This window comes from Roseibium sp. RKSG952 (genome assembly GCF_009711355.1).
In genome coordinates, this window is record NZ_SMMF01000961.1 from 18181 (window position 1) to 38718 (window position 20538).

Below are 20538 nucleotides of genomic sequence, written 5' to 3' on the forward strand. Positions count from 1 at the left end.
CTCAAGGTCTCCTCAGCCTAGCGTTTCGAACATGCCAAGCGGCATCGGCACACCCGCGATGTGCAGAAAGAACAGGTACAGAAGAATAGGTAGAATGATGCTGATCGGGACGATGTAGTACCACTTGCGTTCGCCAAAAAAGAGCATCATGGCGAGCATCAGAACGATCGAGCTTGCAACCACGCCCAGGGTCGTCAAAGCAAAGTAAAACAGGAACAACGCGAAGATCAGGATGATCGTCCGCAGAGTCCCGGGAAGCGTGTCCAGCTTATAGACAGCATCAGCTTCTGCATCTTCGTCCGCATCGGGTTCAGGTACTTTCAAAAAATAGGACTCGGCCATCAGACATAGCGCGACGACCACAACCGCAATAGCGATCACTCTTGGCCAGAATTCCGGCGACAATGCTGAAATTTCAACAGACCCCGGTGAATCGACACCTACGGGAATAAGCACAATCAGCGTCAGAATGCCCAGGACAAGGAATAACGCCCCTGCAAACAGGTCGAGTTTCTTTGAACTATCCACTGTCAGCTTCCTCCCTTTAGCAGATTCAGATCCAGCTCTGCGTTTGCGATGTTTTCGTGAAGCGACAGCAGACGTGCCGCCCCCATGTGGGTCATCGCGCTGGATTTGATTTTGATCGGCTGCTGCAGGTCGGCTTTCAGATTGTCGATCTGCTTTCGAAATGCCTCCAGATAGTATGGCGACTGCGCCAAAGGGCCGGCGAGCAAAACCAGTTCAGGCTGCAGAACCGTCAGGCTTAGCGAAAAGCAGTTTGCCGCCCTGGCCCCGAAATCTTCCACGACAGATCTATATTCTCCATCCGCGTCATTGGCCGCTGAAACAACATCCCGGATTTTCTGGGCTCTCTCCTGATCGGACAGCGCATCAAATATCTTTGGTGTCAGCAGCTGACGTAACAACGCCTTTCCGCCACACAGATCAGACAGAGAAACGGCTGAGTTGGATCCCACTCCTTCAGTGGTCCTGGCCTCGGTTAAAACGCCACCAACCCGACCAATCCCACTATAGGGCTGGCCGTTGACCTGTAGCCCGATACCGAAACCCATTGCGCAGTAAATCACAGCGACATTTTCGATGTTCCGCGCAGCACCAAAAGCAACTTCGGATTGGCAGATCGCAGCACTTGGTGTTTCAAGCGCAACTGGAACACCAAGCTCTTGTCTCACGATCCCGCAAACATTGGTTTCTTCTGCCCAGCCGAGTGTGGGCGCGGAAATGACAATCCCGCGGGCTTTGTCCAGATTGCCGGCGATCGTCAGGCCAACCCCAAAAAGCCGATCCTTTTCTGGGACATGCTCTTCAATCAAGGCTTTTGCCTGCTTACAGCAAGCCCTTATGAAACTGGTGCCGTCGGTTAGACCCGCCCCGCCCGCATCCCAAGATGCGATGCGATTATTCGACAGATCGGCAAGCGTGACTACCTGCTGATACGCATTGATACCGATTCCGATCACATAACCCCCGGATCGGTCCATGGTCAGTTTTTTAGTTCTTGGCCCCCTGCGCCCTTCGGGTTGGGACACGCCAACCTCCTGAACCAGCCGCGCTTCGATCAGCTCTCGCGTAATTCTCGAAACGCTAGCGGCATTCAGCGCGAGGTTATCTGCGATCTGCGTTCGCGAAATCGTGCCTGATCCCAGTATCTCACCCAGAACCCTTTGCCGGTTCCCGCGACCGATCTCTTCCTGTGACCAACCTGCCATTTTGCACCTCCTGAATGTATCTTTACTTAATTATTTACTTACTGCAAGTATTTTATTATGGTGAGTCCCACTCGATTCAGGGAGACGCAACAAATGACAGTCAGAAACACAGTAACCGCAGCGCTGAGCAGCCTTGCTCTGCTCGCGATCCCGATGGGAGCGTCCGCGCAAGATTATCCAAGTAAACCAGTGACTTTAGTGGTGCCATATGGCCCCGGCGGCGCTGCTGATCTGGCCGCGCGTACCCTCAGCACTGAGGCGCCGGACTACTTGGGCGAGAACATTCTAGTGGTAAACAAGACCGGTGCGGGAGGTGTTGTTGGCTCGACTCAGGTCGCCAAATCACGCCCCGATGGCTACACCCTCCTGATGGCGCGCGTTGGATCTCAGGCCACCGTTCCGGCGATTAACCGCACAATTCCGTACAAGTGGGACGACTTTACCTTTCTGGGTCTGATCGAAAAGAACCCGTTTGTATTGGGCGTCAGCGCGGACTCGCCGTATCAGAGCTTTGATGAGCTGAAGACAGCGATCGCAAACGGTGAGCGCCTGTCCTATGCGTCTGCCGGTGTTGGCACCCTCCTGCACATGGCGATGCTCATCATGCTGGATGATCTCGGCGTCGACTCCGAAGCGCTGATCCATGTCCCGTTCAAAGGCGGCGGCAAGGCGACCGCAGCCGTGGTGGGCGGGCATGCCGACTTGATCTTCCACAATCTCTCGGGCCTGTCCGGTGCGATCGAATCTGACCAGATCCGCCCCCTGCTGACCACCACACCCGAACGTTTTGCAGCCATTCCTGACACGCCAACCGCACAGGAACTGGGGCACCCTAACTTGGAAAATGTTGTCGGCTGGACAGGTGTCTGGGGACCCAAAGACCTGCCTGAGGATGTCGTGGCAAAATGGGTCGAGGTGCTTGGGGCAATTGCAGCTGATGAAAGCTGGGTCGAGACCACAGAAAAACTGGGCTCAGTCCCAACAGTTCTGTCACCAGACGACACAAAAGCATTCGTTGAAGGTCAGGTTAAAACCTTCAGCGACACAGCCGACAAGTTGGGAATGGTAATCCAGTAACAACCTCGGCGTCCCGGGCGGTCCTCCCCTCTTATCGCCGCCCGGGCTTAATCTCCTTATTTCTCAGGAAACGAATATGGCACGTCCAAACATCCTATTCATTCAGGCGGACCAGCTTGCGGCGAACGCGTTGGCGGCCTATGGCAACAAGACCGTCAAAGCGCCCAACATTGACCGGCTTGCGGAAAATGGAGTGGTGTTTGAAAACTGCTATTGCAACCTGCCTATGTGCGGACCGTCCCGCGCGTCAATGCATGCAGGCAAGCTTCCGTTCTCGATTGGCATGTATGACAACGCCAGTGAATTCCACGCCGACATCCCGACATTCGCACACTACCTGCGTAGCATGGACTACCGGGTCGAGATGTCTGGCAAGATGCACTTTGTGGGCCCCGATCAGCTACACGGTTATGACAAACGTCACACGACCGAAATCTACCCGGCCAACTTTGCCTGGACCGTAGATTGGTCCAAGGGCCGCGAATACAAGCCCACCAACCTGACAATGGCCCCGATCCTGGAAAGTGGCCCCGCGATCCGTACCATGCAAATGGATTATGACGATGAGGTCGAATACCACGGCGTTCAGGCCCTGTATGATCTGGCCCGCAAAGGTGACGACCGCCCCTTTATGCTGACGGTGTCCTTCACGTCTCCGCACTCACCTTTCGTAATTGGGCAAGAGTACTGGGACCTCTACGATCATGATGAGATCGAATACCCTGCGGTCCCACCTCTGGAATTGAATGAGATGGATCATCTCAGCCGCAACCTGCACTACTGTCAGTCCCGGCACGAGTTCACGGTCACACCCGAAGACCGCCGCAAAGCCCGCCACGGCTATTACGGAATGATCTCGTATATAGACGAAAAAGTCGGTCGCCTTGTGGATGTTCTGGAAAAGACCGGCCAGATCGACAACACCATCGTCATACTGACCGCCGACCACGGCGAGATGATGGGTGAGCGCGGCATGTGGTTCAAACAACACTTCTTCGAGTGGGCCTCCAGCGTGCCCTTCATCGTATACGCGCCGGATCGTTTCAAACCGGCACGAGTGAAGGAGAATATCTCACTCATAGATCTTCTGCCGACACTCACGGACCTCGCAGCTGAGGGTTCATTCGAGGACTATGCTGCTCCTATCGACGGCCAGTCTCTGGTTCCTGCCCTGAACGGTGACACGTCTGGACTGTCAGATGTTGTGATCTCGGAATTCGCCGCAGACGGGTCCACCGGCCCCAGCCGCATGGTTAGAAAGGGTCCATGGAAACTGATGTGGCTCGAAGGGGTCGATACGCTTCTTTACAACGTTGAAGAAGATCCCAACGAAGTAACCAACCGCGCCGCCGATCCGGAATGTGCGGATATCAGAGCCGAACTTGAAGCGATCTTGTTTGATGGTTGGAATCCGGACGAACTGCGCGACACGATCCGTGCCAGCCAAGTCCGTCGCCTTGCCATACACAAGGTAACCGAAGGCGATCCCACCTACGTATACACCGTCCGCAAAGACGACGATGAACGCTATATCCGGAATGCTGGTGCTGCGGATACTAAAGCGCGCGCGCGCCTTCCCTATGTGGCTCCAGCCAAGCCTGACCGAGTATAAAAATGTCGTATGATTATATTATCGTTGGCGCAGGCTCTGCTGGCTGCGTCATCGCAAACAGATTGTCCGCCGACCCGAAAATCCGGGTTCTGCTTCTCGAGGCCGGGGGAAAGGATACAAATCCCTGGATTCACATTCCGGTCGGGTACTTCAAAACCCTGCATAATCCAAACACCGATTGGTGCTACAGGGCCGACCCCGATCCCGGTCTGAACGGGCGCGCACTGGATTGGCCGCGCGGAAAGACCCTTGGTGGGTCGTCTTCGATCAACGGCTTACTTTATGTGCGGGGCCAGAAAGAGGACTATGATCGCTGGGCGCAATTGGGGAACACCGGCTGGTCTTGGGATGATGTGTTGCCATTGTTCAAGCGATCAGAATGTCACGAAGATGCAGACCCCGATCTGCACGGTAAAGATGGCGAATTGGCGGTATCTCTGATCCGTGCCAAATCCCCTATATCCGAGGCTTTCATCGAGGCCGCCGTCGAAATGGGCGTGCCTCGAACCAACGATTATAACGGCGAGAAACAAGAGGGCGCAGGTTATTTTCACCAAACCGCGCGCAAAGGTTTCCGCTGCTCTTCGGCCAAGGCATTCCTAACGCCCATCAAAGGCAAGCGGAGAAACCTTGACGTTGTCACGCACGCACATACCACCAACCTCATCTTTGCCTCTGACGCACCAAAGCAGGTGGCGGGAGTTTCCTACGACGTCAAAGGCGCCGCACAACAAGCGATGCTGAACCCGGGCGGTGAAGTCATCTTGTCTGCCGGCGCTATCGGTTCACCCCAGCTGCTGGAGTTATCGGGCATCGGAGACCCAGATGTCCTGACGGCCGCTGGTGTAAACGTTCGTCACGCCCTGCCCGGCGTTGGCGAGCATCTTCAGGACCACCTGCAGATCCGCCTAGTCTATGAAGTCAACGTCCCCACTTTGAATGACGCGATCAACAATATCTTCCATCGCGCAGGGATCGGCATCGAATATGCCTTGCGTCGAACAGGGCCTATGAGCCTAGGCGCCAGCCAAGTCGCAATTTTTGCCAAATCGATGGAAGGACTGGCGACGCCAGACATTCAATTCCACTTTCAGCCGCTATCTGCTGACAAACCGGGGATCGAAATGCATCCGTTCTCGGGCTTCACCTCCTCGGTTTGCCAACTGAGACCTGAAAGCCGCGGCCACATCCATATCTCTTCGCCTGATGCGCATGCCTATCCCAAGATCGTGCCAAATTATCTTTCGACAACCGGCGATCAACTCTGCGCGATCCGGGCCGTGAAATTTGCCCGTGCAATGACGAGGACCAACGCCCTTTCGCCTTTCATCGTGCGTGAACATGTACCGTCAGGCAAAATCGAAACGGATGAAGAGCACCTCGAAGCCGCCCGCAACATGGCGCAGACGATCTATCATCCCACCTCGACCTGCAAGATGGGCACAGATGACCGCGCAGTCGTTGACCCGCGACTTCGAGTCCATGGCATCCGTGGACTGCGTGTGGCGGATGCCTCAATCATGCCAGACATCGTCAGCGGCAATACAAATGCACCATCGATCATGATCGGCGAGAAATGCAGCACTTTGGTTTTGGAGGACAGAAGAACGGAGTAAGCTAATGTCGCTGACAGTTTTGAGTTAACGCGCTTGGACGGATAGCCAGAGCCATAAGAGACCAGTTTTGTACTTCTACGTTTTGCGCCGTGTTGCAGTGGCAAGGCATCAAGCAGCAATGAGAAAGCGGAGGCTTTGCAGAACTTTGAGCACGGTGAGTGGGTTTAGCGATCACATCAGAGTCAGATAGCTAGGCCAGCGAGCCGTTTGAACGGCAGAGGCCGTAAGCGAATTCACCAATCTCATTCTCGCGTCCTATATCGTCACACCTGTCATCGACTTCGAACCAGACATTATTTTCAACTCCGTTGCAGATACCCGCGGATCCTGGCGCTCACCTTCGACCAAGATATTCACGGACACCCTCCGACGGAACGTTCTGGCTAGCTGTCGAGAAGTCTCGCGCTTCAGAGCGCGCAAATCCACCAAGCGCCCACGGAGCTGTCGGGCCGAAATCGGGATTGCCTGAATGGCAGGAAGATATTTGAGACTTTTGTATTCCTAGATTAGCCGCGTTTGGGTAGCCGTTGGCGAACAAGTTCAGCCCACAAATTTGCGCCAATCGGAAGAAGCTCATCATTGAAATCGTAATCCGCAGAATGCAACGGTCGGCCATGAGACCCTTCTGTCCCGTTGCCGATAAGCAGGAAACATCCCGGCACCGCCGCCGCGAAATTGGCAAAATCTTCTGAGAAAGTCATGGAAGGGCGATTGCCGTCAGTGTCAAGTTGAAGCGCTTCAGCGGCTGCAATAACGTGGTTTGCCGCGTCGACATTGTTAACAGCCTCGACGAACTCAGTACGAAATTCCACATTAACATCAACGTTGTGACTCAGCGCAATGCCAGCAGCAATCTGGCGCATACTGTCCTCAATCAAGCGCCGGTCCTCAGGCGAAGCTGCGCGAGCATCACCCTTCAATACCGTGCAGCCAGGCAGGACGTTGCGCTGACCATCCGTAATGAACTCGGTCACTGAAACCACCGCGCCGGACGAGGGTGGCAATCTCCTCGAAACGATGGTCTGCAACGCAAGAACGAGTTCAGAGGCAGGAGTTATGGTCTCCCGCCCGACATGTGGCATGGAAGCATGACCACCCTGCCCCTTGATTTCGATTTCAAACAAGTTTTCGCTAAACGTAATAACGCCTGCTCGTGTTGACACGTGCCCCACCGGTTCGCCGGGTAAATTATGTGCGCCATAAACCTCTTGGATTGGGAAGCGCTCCAATACACCTTCGTCGATCATCGCCTTGGCACCTAAACCATGCTCTTCATTGGGCTGGAACAGTAAGACAACCGTACCATCGAAATCCGGGTCTTTGACTAGTAACTCAGCCGCGCCAAGCAACATAGTTGTATGCCCGTCATGTCCGCATGCATGCATTATCCCTTCATTTCGGGAACGGTGAGGGAAGTCGTTGATTTCGGTAATGGGGAGCGCATCGAAGTCAGCCCTCAATCCGATGGCGCGATTGCCTTTGCCCGCTCGGAGGATGCCGACTATGCCCACACCTTCGTGCACTTCTATCCCGAGATCATGCAAGTGCTTGGCAATACGGGATTTTGTCCATTCCTCCTGGAACCCCAACTCTGGGTTAGCGTGAAATTCGTGACGTAAGGCACGAAGATTCTCTGAAAAATCACCCATTCATGCAGCTCCAATTCGATGAACTCGATATCTCCTAAGAGGATGAGGGTTTTTATTTCATCTCTAGGGAAAAATCCGCTGGAAATTGCGCTAGCTGACGCAATAATATTTCACATGATACAACTGGACGACTTTGACAGGGCAATCCTCCGCATCCTGCAAAAGGACAACCGCACGCCACAGCAGAAGATTGGCACTGCTGTAAATCTGTCTGCTCCATCGGTGCAGCGACGTATCAGGCGTATGGAAGCAGAAGGTGTGATCCGAACCAATACAGCGGTTGTCGACCCTGCATTGGTGGGTTTAGCGCTCACGATCTTTGTCGAGGTGGAGTTGGTTAGCGAGACACCTACTGAGATAGATGCCGCGAAGCTCGCATTCCGCGATGCCCCAGAGGTGCAGCAGTGTTTCTATGTGACTGGGGAAATCGATTTCATGCTCGTTGTGGTCGTAGAGTGCATGTCGGCGTATGAAGATTTCACGCGGCGCATGTTCTTCGCGAACGAGAATATCAAGAAATTCAGGACATATGTCGCCATGGATGCAATCAAAACCGGCAGCACCCTTAACATCTGAATGTCAGGACCTGGGCTCAGGACAAATGGACCTGCCTGAAGGTCACCGTGGCATGTGCAGCAAAAGCGAAGAACGCACTATGAGCGGCCTCCAAAACACTGAACTCAATCACGCTGACCCTTGCCTTGTACGAGAATACCAAAGACCGATTGTTACGTACGTGTTTTTACTCTGGCTAAAATTAATTTTGATCTTCATGCAAATCTCCTATTGAATGGTTCAAGCCGGATAAGAAGCAGGAGAGATCGGATGCAAGCTCCGACCGCACATACCAAGACCAAAGCCAAAGGGCGGCCTACCGAACTGGGTGCGGCGATCCGGCGGCGACGTAAGGCCATGGGGCAGACCCTGGATCAAGTTGCCAAGGCAACAGATCTGACGACCGGTTTTCTGTCGCAAGTGGAACGCGGACTAAGCTCACCTTCACTGACGTCTCTGATGGCTATAGCCGCAGCCCTGCAAACCAGCATCGAGCAGTTGCTGAGTGTACCCGAAGTGTTTTCGGAATATGTCGCCAAAGATGCCAGGCAGACATATTCTCTTGGTACCCGAGGCCGGTTCTACGAAAAGCTGGGCCCTGGATTTGCCGGTGCATTGTTTCACCCGCAGATCGTGCATCGCCCTCCGGGGCATGTGTCAGAAAAGATGTGTCATGGCGGCGAGGCGTTCTGTTACCTGCTGTCTGGGCAGTTGGAATACCACCTTGGGGATAAGGTGTTCATCCTGTCGCCAGGAGATGTGATTCACCATGACACCTCGGTACGCCATTATTCCGTCGTACTTGGCGAGGTCGAAGCGGTTGAGCTTTGGGTGACCACATCACCAATGACAGAGGCAGGCTGACCCCTCCAAGTTCTGCTTCTCAGCCGCCTCAAATCTGATGGGCAGTAAGATTTTTTATCTTATTACTAAAAAAAACTTTAGTTAAACTAAGAATCGCTTATTGTCCCCCTCACAAAGCAAAGACTTTGCGGGAGGAGAAGATGATGAAGCTGAGAACGGTATTGGGAGTGACCGTTGCCGCAACACTGGCGATGCCAGTGTTTGCGCAGGAACGGGGCGGTACGCTCAATTTTGCACGCTACGATGGATCGCGCCTGATCGATCCGATCTATGCGGATCGCAATCCGGACATTTGGATGGTGGGCAGTCTGTTCGACACACTGCTGCGCGGCAGCCCGGATGGAAATTCAGTAGAACCGGGACTGGCGGAAAGCCATTCGGTCTCTGATGACGGAAAGAGTGTCACGCTTACCCTGCGCGAAGGTATCAAATTCGCAGATGGTTCACCCATGACCGGGGAGGATGTTGTCTTCTCATTGGATCGCGCGCGTAACCCTGACCTCAGCCCATGGGCGGGATTGCTGGGATCTATTGGTGGTGTAACGGCGGATGGAAACACCATCACCATTGCACTGAATGATCCTGATCCTACGATCCTCTCGATGTTGGCCACTTTCAACACCGCGATTGTTTCCAAAGCCGCGTTTGATGCCGCATCCGGCGAAACAGATCAGGACAAATCAGCAGCAATCTTTGCAGCGACGGCCGCCGGAGTGGGTTCCGGCCCCTTCTATCTGTGCGGCTTCGAACAGGGCGCCTCAATGGATTTCTGTGCCAACGAACATTACTGGCGCACGGGGTCGGACGGCAAACCGCTGCCATATCTCGAAAGCGTGCATTTCGAAATTGTACCGGATGATGCGACACGTATCCTGCGCCTGCAGGCGGGCGAGGTCGACGCTGCCGAATTTATCCCCTTTAGCCGTGTGGCCGAATTGGAAGCTGATCCGAATATCAGCATGCAGCTTTATCCTTCGACCCGAATTATCTACTCGCCGATTAACACGCGGGAAACACGCGCAGATGGATCGCCCAATCCGCTTGCCGATGCCCGCGTTCGTCAGGCTCTGAACTACGGGACCAACAAGGACGCTCTGATTGGCGTCGTTCTACATGGTGCCGGCCAGCCCATGAGTTCGCCCCTGATGGCGAAAGCGACACAGTATGCAGCAGATCTGAGTCCGCTCTACACCTACGACATGGACAAGGCCAAGACGCTGATCAGCGAAGCTGGCGTTGAACCCGGGACACAAGTCACCCTGACCACGTTGGCCGGTTCGGCGGATGATGCGACGATCTTCGCCGCGCTGCAACAGATGTGGGCGCCTTTGGGTATCGATCTGGTCGTCGAACAGGTGGACGGAGCAACCCGCGGGGCCAAGAACCGTTCTGGTGAATTCGACATCCACACATATGGCTGGGTCAATGACGTGAACGATCCAAGTCAGGTTGTCGGATGGCTGGGCTATACCCCCACCGCTAAGGCCGTAGGCACAGGCTGGGAGAACGCCGAGTTCAACACTTTGTTCGAAGAAGCCGCAAATGAGATGGTCCCGGCCGCGCGTGAGGCCAAGTTTGCAAGGATGCAGGAGCTTTATGCCGAGGCTGCCCCGTTGCTGTTCATGTATGAAACACCCTTTGCAGTCGCGCTTGGAAATGCAGTCGAGGGCTATGTTCAGACGCCTCTGGGCAATAACATCTTCGATGAAGCTACAATCAGCCGTTAAGAGCTGACCTCTTGCCTCGCCGCCGGATGCGGCGGGGCCCTTTGCGGAGCGTAGACTTGTCCAGCCTGACTTACATTTTGAAACGGCTTTTGCTGATGATCCCGACCTTCTTTCTGGTCATGGTCATCATCTTTTTGCTCGTGCGCCTTCTGCCTGGCGACCCTGCCATCGCGATGGCCGGTGACCGGGCTTCGGACGCAGATATCGCGGCTATTCGGGAAAGGCTGGGTCTGACCGAGCCGATGCTGGTGCAGTTTTGGCTGTTTCTGAGCAACACGCTTCACGGCGATCTCGGCCGATCGATCCTCATGCGTACGGATGTGATTGACGTGATCGCGGATCGATTGCCTATCACAGTGTTTCTTACCCTCTATTCGGTCGTATTGTCCCTGCTGATCGCAGGACCGCTGGCATTTGTTGCCGCGCTCAACCGAGGGCGCTGGCCGGACGCCGTCATTCGCACCGTGTTCCAAATCGGGCTTTCCATGCCAGTTTTCTATATCGGTCTGGTCTTGCTGACCTTTCTCGCAGCACAACTGCGCCTGTTTCCAGTCGGCGGATATGGCGACACGTTCGGAGAGCGTCTGTACCATCTGTTTCTGCCCTCGATCACAGTCGCGCTCTACACTTCAGCCATCATCATGCGGAACCTGCGCAGCGCAATTATCGAAGTTTTGGATGCGGAATACGTTCAGTTCGCCCGTGCCAAAGGCCTGCCCACGCGTCTGATCCTCGGGCGACATGTTCTGCGAAACGCACTCATCTCAACAGTTACCTTGCTAGGCCTGTCTATTGGCAATCTGATGAGCGGTACGCTGGTGACTGAAACCGTGTTTGCTGTGCCGGGCATGGGTCGACTGATGCTCGAGGCCATCTTTGCCCGCGATTATCCGTTGATTCAGGGGCTGACATTGACATTCGCAGTCCTCGTTTCGCTGGTTTTCCTTCTGACGGATCTTTTCCAAAGCCGCCTTGACCCAAGGATGCGCCTGCAATGAGCGATGCAACCTTCAATTCCGTGGCCCAAAACCCGTCCAGATGGCGTCAGGCTTTGCGCAAGCCAGGCTTTGTGGCCGGCCTGATGATCATCGGGTTTTCGATCATGCTCGCTGTTTTTCCCGGAGCATTTGCGCCCTATGATCCAAACGCGATCGACTACCTGGCAGTGCGGCAACCTCCATCATGGGCACATCCCTTTGGCACCGACCTGTTGGGGCGAGACAGCCTGTCACGCGTGATCTGGGCATATCAGGTGAATATGCAGATGGCCGTGTTTGCCACCGTATTTGCCCTGGTTATCGGCGTCGTGGTTGGGGCGCTGGTAGGCTACTATCGCGGCATTGCCGATCTCATCTTTGGCCGGGTTGTCGATGCGGTAATTACCTTCCCCTTTCTGGTGTTGGTAATCGCCGTTGTCGCCGTACTGGGCCCCGGTCTGATCAATATGTACATCGCCATCACAGTTGTCGGCTGGGTCTACTATGCCCGCCTGATGCGGGCCGAGGTGATTGCCCAGATGGGCAATGATTATGCAGCTGCCGGGATCGTCATGGGATATTCCGACCGACGCATCATCTTTCGCCATTTGCTGCCCAATGCGATTACCCCGGTCATCGTTTATTGGATGACCGATATGGCACTGGCAATCCTGCTCGGGTCATCGCTGGGCTATCTGGGCTTGGGCGCGCAACCTCCTCAGGCGGAATGGGGCGTATTGATTGCCGAAGGGCGCAATTTCATCTCAACCGCATGGTGGCTGAGTTTGATGCCCGGCATCGCTATCGTGCTGACAGGTCTTGGCTTTTCTTTGTTGGGTGATGGGCTCGCCGATCTGCTTAGGCCGCGGGGATAAGGGATGGGTATGTACGACAAAACGCCGATCCTCGAAGTCGAAGGGCTGAACACCACCTTCTATCGCAACGGGCAGGCGCTGCCTGCAGTACGGGAGGTCAGCTTCTCTGTCGCGCGGGGCGAAGTACTTGGACTGGTTGGTGAAAGTGGGTCAGGCAAAAGCGTCACCTTACGATCGATCATGGGGCTTGCACGTCGCTATGGGGACGTCTCGGGGCAGGTGCGTTGGCAGGGGCGTGATCTGGTGCTAATGCCGGATCGTGAATTGCGCCACATACAGGGGCGTGAAATCGCGATGATTTTTCAAGAGCCCATGACCTCGCTTAATCCGCTGCTGACCATTGGCCTGCAAATAGAAGAGAACTTGCTTGCGCATACCGATCTGTCTCGTGCGGCGCGGCGAGACCGGGCAATCGAGATGCTGGATTTGGTTGGTATCCCCTCGGCAGCACAACGGCTGAAAGACTATCCTCATCAATTTTCCGGTGGGATGCGGCAACGAGTTATGATTGCCATAGCACTCGCCGCAAATCCGAAACTCCTGCTGGCGGACGAACCGACTACCGCTCTGGACGTGACCATTCAGGCGCAGATCCTCGACCTGATCCTGCATTTGGCTGAAGAAATGGAGATGGGGGTCGTTCTGGTCACCCATGATCTGGGCGTGGTGGCCCAGACCTGTGACAATGTATCGGTCATGTATGCCGGGCGTATTGTCGAACAAGGGTCAGTACGCGATGTGCTGCGTGAACCTCGCCATCCATACACCGTTGGCCTGATGCGATCGGTGCCCGAAAACTTGCCGCCTCGAACACCGCTTTATTCGATCCCGGGCGTTCCCCCCAGTTTAGACACATTGCCCTCGGGATGCGCTTTCGCACCTCGCTGTTCTGCCTGCGTTGAGGCTTGTGTGCAGGGCCGGCCTGATCTGTCGCACATTTCTGACACGCGGCATGTGGCCTGCTTCAACCCGGTGATCGACGCCAAAGGAAATGCTGCATGAGTGCTGTTTTACGAATATGTGACCTGCATCTGCATTTCCCTCTGGGGCGCAGTCTGATGGACTATGCAGCGGGCCGGCCGGGGCGCGTGGTCAAAGCGTTGAACGGTATCAGCCTGGATTTGATCAAGGGCGAGGCTTTGGGTGTTGTCGGTGAATCAGGCTGTGGGAAATCCACGCTGGCACGTTGCATCGTGCGGCTACATGCGCCCAGCGAGGGAACGATCGAGTTCGAAAGTCAGGATGTTTTTGGAGACGATAATCGCTCTGATCGCACGTATAACCGACGCGTCCAGATGATGTTTCAGGATCCGTATTCTTCGCTCAACCCACGCATGACAACAGGCCAGATATTGGCCGAAGCACTAAGCGTTCATAACATGCGCCCCGAGGCCGAGATTCCGGCTCGGGTAGTCGAGCTTCTGGATCTTGTGCGCCTTCCTCAGGATGCACAGCACAAGCTTCCGCATGAGTTTTCCGGCGGTCAGCGTCAGCGCATCGCAATCGCACGCGCGCTGGCAGTTGAGCCCGAAGTCCTGATTGCGGATGAACTGGTTTCTGCGTTGGATGTCTCGGTGCAGGCACAGGTTGTGAACTTGCTGCTGGAGTTGCAGCAAGAACTGGATCTGACGATCCTGTTCGTTGCCCACGATTTGAGGCTGGTTCGCCATGTCTCTAATCGGGTTGCCGTGATCTATTTGGGTCGGATCGTCGAGATCGGGGACAGCGAGACCCTGTTCTCAGCTCCGGCCCACCCTTACAGTCAGGCGCTTCTTTCTGCGGCACCCACCCTCAACCCCGATGATCGGGGCAAAGTGGCCCGGCTGGAGGGAGAGTTGCCTTCACCCCTGAACATGCCCGCAGGCTGCCCATTCCATGTCCGGTGCCACCACGCCACGGACGTCTGCAAACAATCGGTACCTGCCCTGCTGCCCTTTGAAGGTCGCGGCGAAGTTGCCTGTCATCATGTCGAAGAGATAAATACCCATGCTTGATGCACCCGACCACAGAACCATTGTCTCAGCTTTGCGTGATGAATTGGCCAAACAGGGGTTGGATGCATTTATTCTGCCCAGATATGATGCGCATCAGGCAGAGTATGTCGCCCCACATGATGAGCGACTGGCGCATGTCACAGGCTTCACCGGATCGGCGGGGATGGCGATTGTGACACCGGATACCGTCGCAATTTTTGTTGATGGTCGCTATGTGGTGCAAGCCGCAAACCAGTGCGCTGATCCGATCTTTTCCCATCATCATTTGCACAATGAGCCACCAGAAAACTGGTTGGCATCGGCTGCAAGTTCAGACTGGAAAATTGGCTATGACGCAATGCATTTGCCACCAGTTTGGTATGATCGGTTTTTCTCCGCGCTAACAGAAACCTGTGCCGAATTGGTTGCGACAAAAACCAACCCGGTCGATGTCGTCTGGCCTGATCAACCAGCCCCTCCGATGGGAAAGATCGAGCCATTTCCATTACAATTCGCGGGCAAGAGTGCAGCAGATAAAATTTCAGAACTGGTCTCTGAAATGCGGGCTCAAGGCGCGGCGCTGCTGGTTGAAACCCAGCCCGACAATATTGCCTGGCTGCTCAATGTGCGGGGGTCCGATGTGGCCTTCAATCCGATACCACTTTCCTTCCTGTTGGTGGATGTATCCGGAGAAGTGTATTGGTTTGTGGCGGATCGTAAGGTGAACGCGGACATTACCGATCATTTGCCGGCACACGTTCACCTGCTACCCATGGAAGCACTCCTGACAACGCTCACTGATAAGGCGCAAGCTGGTCAGGGTGTTCTGTTCGATCCCGACTTTTCGCCTGAAGCTGTGCGGTCGGTATTACGAACGAAAGGTGCAAAAGAGCACGCACAAGGCGGTCTCATAACGCTGGCGAAGGCCAGAAAGAACCAAATAGAAGTCGAAGGCCTAAGAGCTTGTCATATAGCGGACGGGGTCGCCTGGACCGAATTCTGCGCCTGGTTGGCACACGAGGTTCCGGCACGCGCCACGTCCGGTCATCCGGTGACCGAACGGGAGGCAGAGCAAAAGATACTGTCCTTCCGTCGCCAACAGCCGGGTTTTATCTACGAAAGCTTCAACACGATTTCTGCAGCTGCGGGAAACGCCGCCATGTGCCACTACGCGACAGGCCCGGACAATCAGGTGCCGATCTCGTCGGACGGCACATATCTGCTGGATTCAGGTGGGCAATATGAGACGGGAACCACGGATGCAACGCGCAGTTTCGCTTTTGGGACACACAGGCCCGAGGGTTACGACCGTGCTTATACAGCTGTCTTCAAAGCATTTCATGCCATAGCGACCCTGCGATTCCCTGCCGGTACTCAGGGCCACCATATTGATGCAATCTGTCGGCGACCGCTGTGGGATCTGGGACTGGACTATGATCACGGTACAGGTCACGGGATCGGTCATAGGCTATCGGTTCACGAACACCCTCAACGTATAGGAAAACCTTACAACCCCGTCGATCTGGCTCCGGGCATGATCCTGTCGATTGAGCCGGGATACTATGAGACAGACCGATTTGGCATTCGCATCGAGAACCTTTTCGAAATTGTCCAAGCAGAAGACGGTTTCATAGGGTTCTCGAACCTCACGTGGATACCAATCCAGACCGACATGCTGCTGCTCGACAAACTGAGCGATGCCGAACGGTCTTGGCTCAACAGCTATCATGCCGAGTTAGTGCAACGAATTGGCTCACATTTATCTGCCAAGGCCGTGTCTTGGGTCAGTTCCAACTGCGGCCAGATCATCTGACGGGATTAGTACCACAGAATTGGCCGCAGCTGGCCACGAATTCGAATCTTCAGCGATACACTGTCAGCCAACAGTCGTTGGGCTGGTTCATCAACCAAGTGGGCACTTAGATGGTTAAGGCACTAATTGCCTTCACAACTTCCTTGGCCTGCCCCAAATCGATGGAGCCAAAGGTACCAACATCATTATCCCAATAGCGGCCTGAGGCAGTGGCAAAGTCATCATCCAGGGCAAGGCGGCACAGGATATCTGCACCGATTTGCATATCATTCCCTGTGACCCCGAAACCCTCTTTCACCATCTTGGACGCCAGCAGTGAACCGGGATTGACTGCGATGAATGTGGGGCCTGTTGGGTGCGCCGTTGCCATCTCAGCAGACCAAAGAGCAATTGCGCGTTTGCTCTGTGCGTATGCCCCCATGTCATCCAGATGTCTTTTGCCTGATAGGGCCGCGACATCGACAGGAGCTTGCGCGGCGGAAGACAGGTTGATGACACGAGCATCGCTTGGAAGAAGCGGAAGCAACGCAGTGGTCAGGACATGCGGTGCCAAGGTGTTGACGACAAAGCGAACGTCCTGCCTGTTTAGCAGGATCGGATTGGGTGTTTTATAAACGCCTGCATTGTTGATCAGAACGTCGATCCTGTCGTGATTGGCCGCAATTGTCCTGGCCAACTCCCGAGTTGCTTCAAGAGACGCCAAGTCTGCTTCGTAGGCAGCGACTTCACCTCCAATGTCTTTGGCAGCAGCCTCCAGTTTGCTGGCATTGCGACCATGTAGAATGACCCGGTGACCTCTGGCGGCAAGGGTCTTTGCCGTCAGCAAGCCGATGCCATCGGTTGATCCGGTGATGAGAATGGTTTTGCTCATTGCATGTTTCCTTGAGTTGGAAATTCCGGAAGTACCTCGTCGGCGAGGCGCTTCATCGTGTTTTCAATATCAGCCTGATTAAACCGCAGGTTCAGGGCGACGTGGTTGATCCCGTGCTCGCGCAACTCGCACAGATAGGATTTTAGGAAGGCAACCCCAGAACCGAACCCCAGATGTATGGGCCGGGGCTCTGCCTTGTCATCTGAGACAAGATCAACGTAGAGCGACTGCATTACCGGCTTGGCCTGCGCGCCTGCCTCCGCACCGCGCGCACGATAATCCCGGACAATCTGCGCCTGTGATGCGATATCGCGCGGATAGGTCATCCAGCCGTCACCATGTGCAGCGACCCAATCAGGGGATTGTTGTGAACCTCCTGTGATGAGGATGGGCACCCGTGCGCCTGTCGGTTTGGGCAGCATATCCATCGAACCATTCAGGGAACCATGATCGCCTTTATAGCTCGGATAGTCAGTGCCCACTGCACGGATATAGGCAAGGCTTTCGCGGAACCGTGCACCCCTGTCGGGGAAGCTCATGCCCAACGCGGGGTATTCTTCCGGTCGATCACCAGAGGCAACACCCAGCAAAAGACGCCCACCAGACAGTTGGTCGACAGATGCCGCAGCCTTGGCCACATGGGCAGGATGGCGCAGGGGCAGGATAATACTGGCAACCCCAAGAGCGATGTCACGGGTCACACCCGACAAATGACCAAGATATACAAACGGGTCAAACGTCTGCCCCGCATCCCCAAAACTCGGTACATTGAACGGCACGTCCCGTAGCCACAGCGCGGCAAAGCCAAGCTCATCAGCCAGCTTCGCCCGTTCGAGATGCCGCGCCATATCGGGCACAGGGTCGGTGTGGTACGCGTCCAGCGGGACAACCAACCCAACGCTCAATGCACCCGGCTGGAATACAGTGTTGTAGGCACGGTTCAACTTCGGGAACGTGGCAGGTTCGTCTGCGACAAACGTGGTTTGAAGGTCTGTCATTGTTTCCCCCAATAGCGCACCAAGGTGCGGCTTTCGATGCTTTTACGCGGGGTGGTAATCTTTGGATCCTCCACCATGTCGAGCGCAGAATGGGCAATCGAGGGCTTGCCCCGATTGTCATAGATATTGAACACAGCTAATTCGTCGGGCGTCATGCGTGATTGGTAAATCCACTCGTGGTCCGGGTTCGCTACAAGCCCAATGATTTGCCCACGCCGATCCGGATAGATCAGATCAAGCAAAAGCCAGTCTTCCTCCGGCACACTTGAAGGCCGTACAAAGCCCAAGGGGGCTGAGTTGATCGGGTTTTCGATCGGGCGCCAGACATTGATGAAACCATAATGACCATCTGACCATTCCCTAGCTTTCTCTTCGCCAAGAATGTCGGTCAATCGTTGTTGCGCACCTGCGGGGCTATAGTCACTGTGGACATTACGCGCTGGTTTCCGGATGGCATTGGGATCATCCACACGGACGGTATGGTCGAAAACAATGACTTCTTTCGCGCCAATCTCACGGGTCAGAAGATCCGTCAACTCCTGATCATAAACCGGCTGCCAAGCGCGGTCTTTACCAAAGATGCTCACTTCAGAGCGAGAGTTGAAAAACCCAACACTATCCCCTGCGAAGTTCACACTGGCACCGGCACGGACATCACGTAATTCAACTTCGGTCACAACCTGTTCGGGCGAGATCAGCTCTCCCACGACACCACCGGCATCAATGTGGTAAGCTTGGCGCGCAGGTGCGTGAACGTGGTAGTTGACGGTCGCCTTTGGGATCATCTCCAGATTCCTCGAAAAATAAGGCTTGCGCAACACATCAGGCCAGGTCGTCCTTACCTTCGATCACAAAATGATAGCTTTCCGAGCCCTTGGTGCGAGCGTCGAGATGAGGCCTGTATTCCGGGTCATTCATAAAGCTCAGGGCAGCTTCCTTAGACGGCCATTCTAGAATGATGCGTAACGCAGCAGCTTGCTCACTGCCTTCTACCTGCTCGTGTGATGCCGTGCGCGCCAGATACCTGCCACCGTGCTTGGCAACCAACTTGTTCGCTGTCGGAAGATAATCGGGAATCCAGTCCTCGCTGGACGGTGTGACTGCCAATATGGAATAATAGGTCATGGGGTGCCTCCTTGAGGTTCGTGTCGTTCGAAGGAGATATGCCCTATTGCAAAACCAGAAAAAACCGAGGCTAATTTGAAAGCAGAATTCTGGTTTTGGATATAAAATGGAAACGGACACCCTTCGACTGTTTGTTCTTGCCGCCGACAAGCTTAACATCAGCGCAGCCGGCCGCGAGCTTGGTCTTGCACCCTCGGTGGCCAGCGCGTGGATGACAAAACTTGAGAAAAGCATCGGCGCTGACCTCCTCCACCGCTCCACTCGGAAAGTCGCCCTGTCGACCGAAGGGTTGGAGTTTCTGCCCTACGCCAGAGATATCATTGCGCGCGAAGACGCAGCCAGGGCGGCCCTTGGACAAGGTCGTGCAGAGGTATCAGGCACCCTGCGCTTTACCGCTCCCAGTACATTCGCGCAGCTCTATATCGCGCCCATCTTGCCGGATTTCATGGCGAAGCAACCCAAGCTTCGCCTAGATATGCGTTTGTCGGATAAGCAATTTGATCTGATCGAAGGAAGTTTTGACCTGGCAATTCGCAATGCCGTCCTGGAAGACTCCACGCTACGTGGTCGCAAACTTGCAGACGACACCCGCATTCTCTGTGCTTCGCCGGACTACCTGCAAAAACACGGCTATCCAGAAACGCCTGAAGATCTTCGGCACCACCACCTTGTTGCATTCGGAAACGATGCGCCGCAACGCTTGGTCAGAGATGATGGCACATTTTCTGAGTTTGATCCAAACGCCGGAAGCTGCAAACTTATCATTGATGACGGACATAGCCACAAGGTCGCGACACTCTCAGGAGCAGGTATCGCACCACATTCTTTGTGGAGCGTCCATAGTGAGCTTTCTTCCGGAAGCCTCGTTCGTGTACTTCCATACTACACTTGTTTCGCAGATACTGCGCTTTGGCTAATCTATCCGCAGACAAATGTTCTCTCGACCAAAGTGCGCGTTTTCATGGACTTCTTACTCGAACGCATCGGTCGAAACCCACAATGGCTCAAGCCTGACCGTTGAAGGGGCAATCCAGTCATGTGAACGAAGTCAGACGTATGATCGAATGCGGATTGGG

The 20538-nt window shown here is 54.8% G+C and carries 19 protein-coding genes; 12 read left to right on the forward strand and 7 right to left on the reverse strand.

Annotated features, from left to right (window positions below):
* Nucleotides 1-12: 12 nt before the first annotated feature.
* Together E1297_RS42730 and E1297_RS42735 are read right to left on the reverse strand one after the other, a co-directional pair.
* The gene (locus E1297_RS42730) at nucleotides 13-528 is read right to left on the reverse strand and encodes a tripartite tricarboxylate transporter TctB family protein (RefSeq protein ID WP_196223549.1); all 516 of its coding nucleotides are present in this window, start codon (nucleotides 526-528) and stop codon (nucleotides 13-15) included.
* 2 nt (nucleotides 529-530) lie between these two features.
* Entirely contained in the window at nucleotides 531-1730 is a 1200-nt protein-coding gene (locus tag E1297_RS42735) for an ROK family transcriptional regulator (RefSeq protein ID WP_155149216.1), read from the reverse strand.
* 93 nt (nucleotides 1731-1823) lie between these two features.
* On the opposite strand from E1297_RS42735, the gene E1297_RS42740 reads away from it, so the two are divergent.
* The 3 genes from E1297_RS42740 to E1297_RS42750 all read left to right on the forward strand — a co-directional run bounded on the left by E1297_RS42740 (nucleotide 1824) and on the right by E1297_RS42750 (nucleotide 6035).
* Complete coding sequence (locus tag E1297_RS42740) at nucleotides 1824-2807, forward strand: tripartite tricarboxylate transporter substrate binding protein (protein WP_196223550.1); 984 nt, start codon at nucleotides 1824-1826, stop codon at nucleotides 2805-2807.
* Between the two features lie 76 nt (nucleotides 2808-2883).
* Nucleotides 2884-4419, forward strand: coding sequence for a choline-sulfatase (gene betC / locus E1297_RS42745; protein WP_155149221.1), 1536 nt, complete (start codon nucleotides 2884-2886; stop codon nucleotides 4417-4419).
* Nucleotides 4420-4421: 2 nt separating this feature from the next.
* A complete protein-coding gene (locus E1297_RS42750) occupies nucleotides 4422-6035 on the forward strand; it encodes a GMC family oxidoreductase (protein WP_155149223.1) in 1614 nt (537 codons plus the stop codon).
* A gap of 506 nt (nucleotides 6036-6541) precedes the next feature.
* Here the strand turns inward: E1297_RS42750 and E1297_RS42755 are convergent.
* On the reverse strand, nucleotides 6542-7684 hold the full coding sequence (locus E1297_RS42755; protein WP_155149225.1) for an amidohydrolase: 1143 nt from the start codon (nucleotides 7682-7684) through the stop codon (nucleotides 6542-6544).
* A gap of 114 nt (nucleotides 7685-7798) precedes the next feature.
* On the opposite strand from E1297_RS42755, the gene E1297_RS42760 reads away from it, so the two are divergent.
* From E1297_RS42760 to E1297_RS42795, 8 genes are all read left to right on the forward strand, one after another.
* Entirely contained in the window at nucleotides 7799-8260 is a 462-nt protein-coding gene (locus tag E1297_RS42760; protein ID WP_155149227.1) for an Lrp/AsnC family transcriptional regulator, read from the forward strand.
* Nucleotides 8261-8509: 249 nt separating this feature from the next.
* The gene (locus E1297_RS42765; RefSeq protein WP_155149228.1) at nucleotides 8510-9103 is read left to right on the forward strand and encodes a helix-turn-helix domain-containing protein; all 594 of its coding nucleotides are present in this window, start codon (nucleotides 8510-8512) and stop codon (nucleotides 9101-9103) included.
* A gap of 140 nt (nucleotides 9104-9243) precedes the next feature.
* Nucleotides 9244-10830, forward strand: a complete 1587-nt coding sequence (locus E1297_RS42770) for an ABC transporter substrate-binding protein (RefSeq protein WP_155149229.1) — start codon at nucleotides 9244-9246, stop codon at nucleotides 10828-10830.
* Between the two features lie 56 nt (nucleotides 10831-10886).
* Nucleotides 10887-11828: an ABC transporter permease gene (locus E1297_RS42775; protein ID WP_155149231.1), complete on the forward strand. Its 942-nt coding sequence runs from the start codon at nucleotides 10887-10889 to the stop codon at nucleotides 11826-11828.
* Complete coding sequence (locus E1297_RS42780; RefSeq protein ID WP_155149233.1) at nucleotides 11825-12682, forward strand: ABC transporter permease; 858 nt, start codon at nucleotides 11825-11827, stop codon at nucleotides 12680-12682. Before E1297_RS42775 ends, E1297_RS42780 begins: the two co-directional genes overlap by 4 nt.
* Nucleotides 12683-12691: 9 nt before the next feature.
* Nucleotides 12692-13684, forward strand: coding sequence for an ABC transporter ATP-binding protein (locus E1297_RS42785; RefSeq protein WP_209016336.1), 993 nt, complete (start codon nucleotides 12692-12694; stop codon nucleotides 13682-13684).
* A complete protein-coding gene (locus E1297_RS42790; RefSeq protein WP_155149237.1) occupies nucleotides 13681-14676 on the forward strand; it encodes an ABC transporter ATP-binding protein in 996 nt (331 codons plus the stop codon). Before E1297_RS42785 ends, E1297_RS42790 begins: the two co-directional genes overlap by 4 nt.
* Complete coding sequence (locus E1297_RS42795; protein WP_155149239.1) at nucleotides 14669-16468, forward strand: aminopeptidase P family protein; 1800 nt, start codon at nucleotides 14669-14671, stop codon at nucleotides 16466-16468. Before E1297_RS42790 ends, E1297_RS42795 begins: the two co-directional genes overlap by 8 nt.
* Nucleotides 16469-16574: 106 nt before the next feature.
* Here E1297_RS42795 and E1297_RS42800 read toward each other — a convergent pair whose 3' ends face one another.
* From E1297_RS42800 to E1297_RS42815, 4 genes are read right to left on the reverse strand one after another with little or no spacing between them, the layout of a single operon-like run.
* Entirely contained in the window at nucleotides 16575-17339 is a 765-nt protein-coding gene (locus E1297_RS42800; RefSeq protein ID WP_155149240.1) for an SDR family NAD(P)-dependent oxidoreductase, read from the reverse strand.
* Nucleotides 17336-18337, reverse strand: coding sequence for an LLM class oxidoreductase (locus tag E1297_RS42805; RefSeq protein ID WP_155149242.1), 1002 nt, complete (start codon nucleotides 18335-18337; stop codon nucleotides 17336-17338). The genes E1297_RS42800 and E1297_RS42805 overlap by 4 nt, the downstream gene beginning before the upstream one ends.
* Entirely contained in the window at nucleotides 18334-19122 is a 789-nt protein-coding gene (locus tag E1297_RS42810; protein WP_155149244.1) for a CmcJ/NvfI family oxidoreductase, read from the reverse strand. Before E1297_RS42810 ends, E1297_RS42805 begins: the two co-directional genes overlap by 4 nt.
* 37 nt (nucleotides 19123-19159) lie before the next feature.
* Nucleotides 19160-19462 (reverse strand): DUF1330 domain-containing protein, encoded by a 303-nt coding sequence (locus E1297_RS42815; protein WP_155149246.1) that lies wholly within the window; start codon nucleotides 19460-19462, stop codon nucleotides 19160-19162.
* Nucleotides 19463-19568: 106 nt separating this feature from the next.
* Between E1297_RS42815 and E1297_RS42820 the strand changes: the two genes are divergently transcribed.
* Nucleotides 19569-20483 carry a LysR family transcriptional regulator gene (locus E1297_RS42820; protein ID WP_155149247.1) on the forward strand — a complete coding sequence of 305 codons (915 nt, stop codon included), beginning with the start codon at nucleotides 19569-19571 and terminating at the stop codon, nucleotides 20481-20483.
* Nucleotides 20484-20538 lie beyond the last annotated feature (55 nt).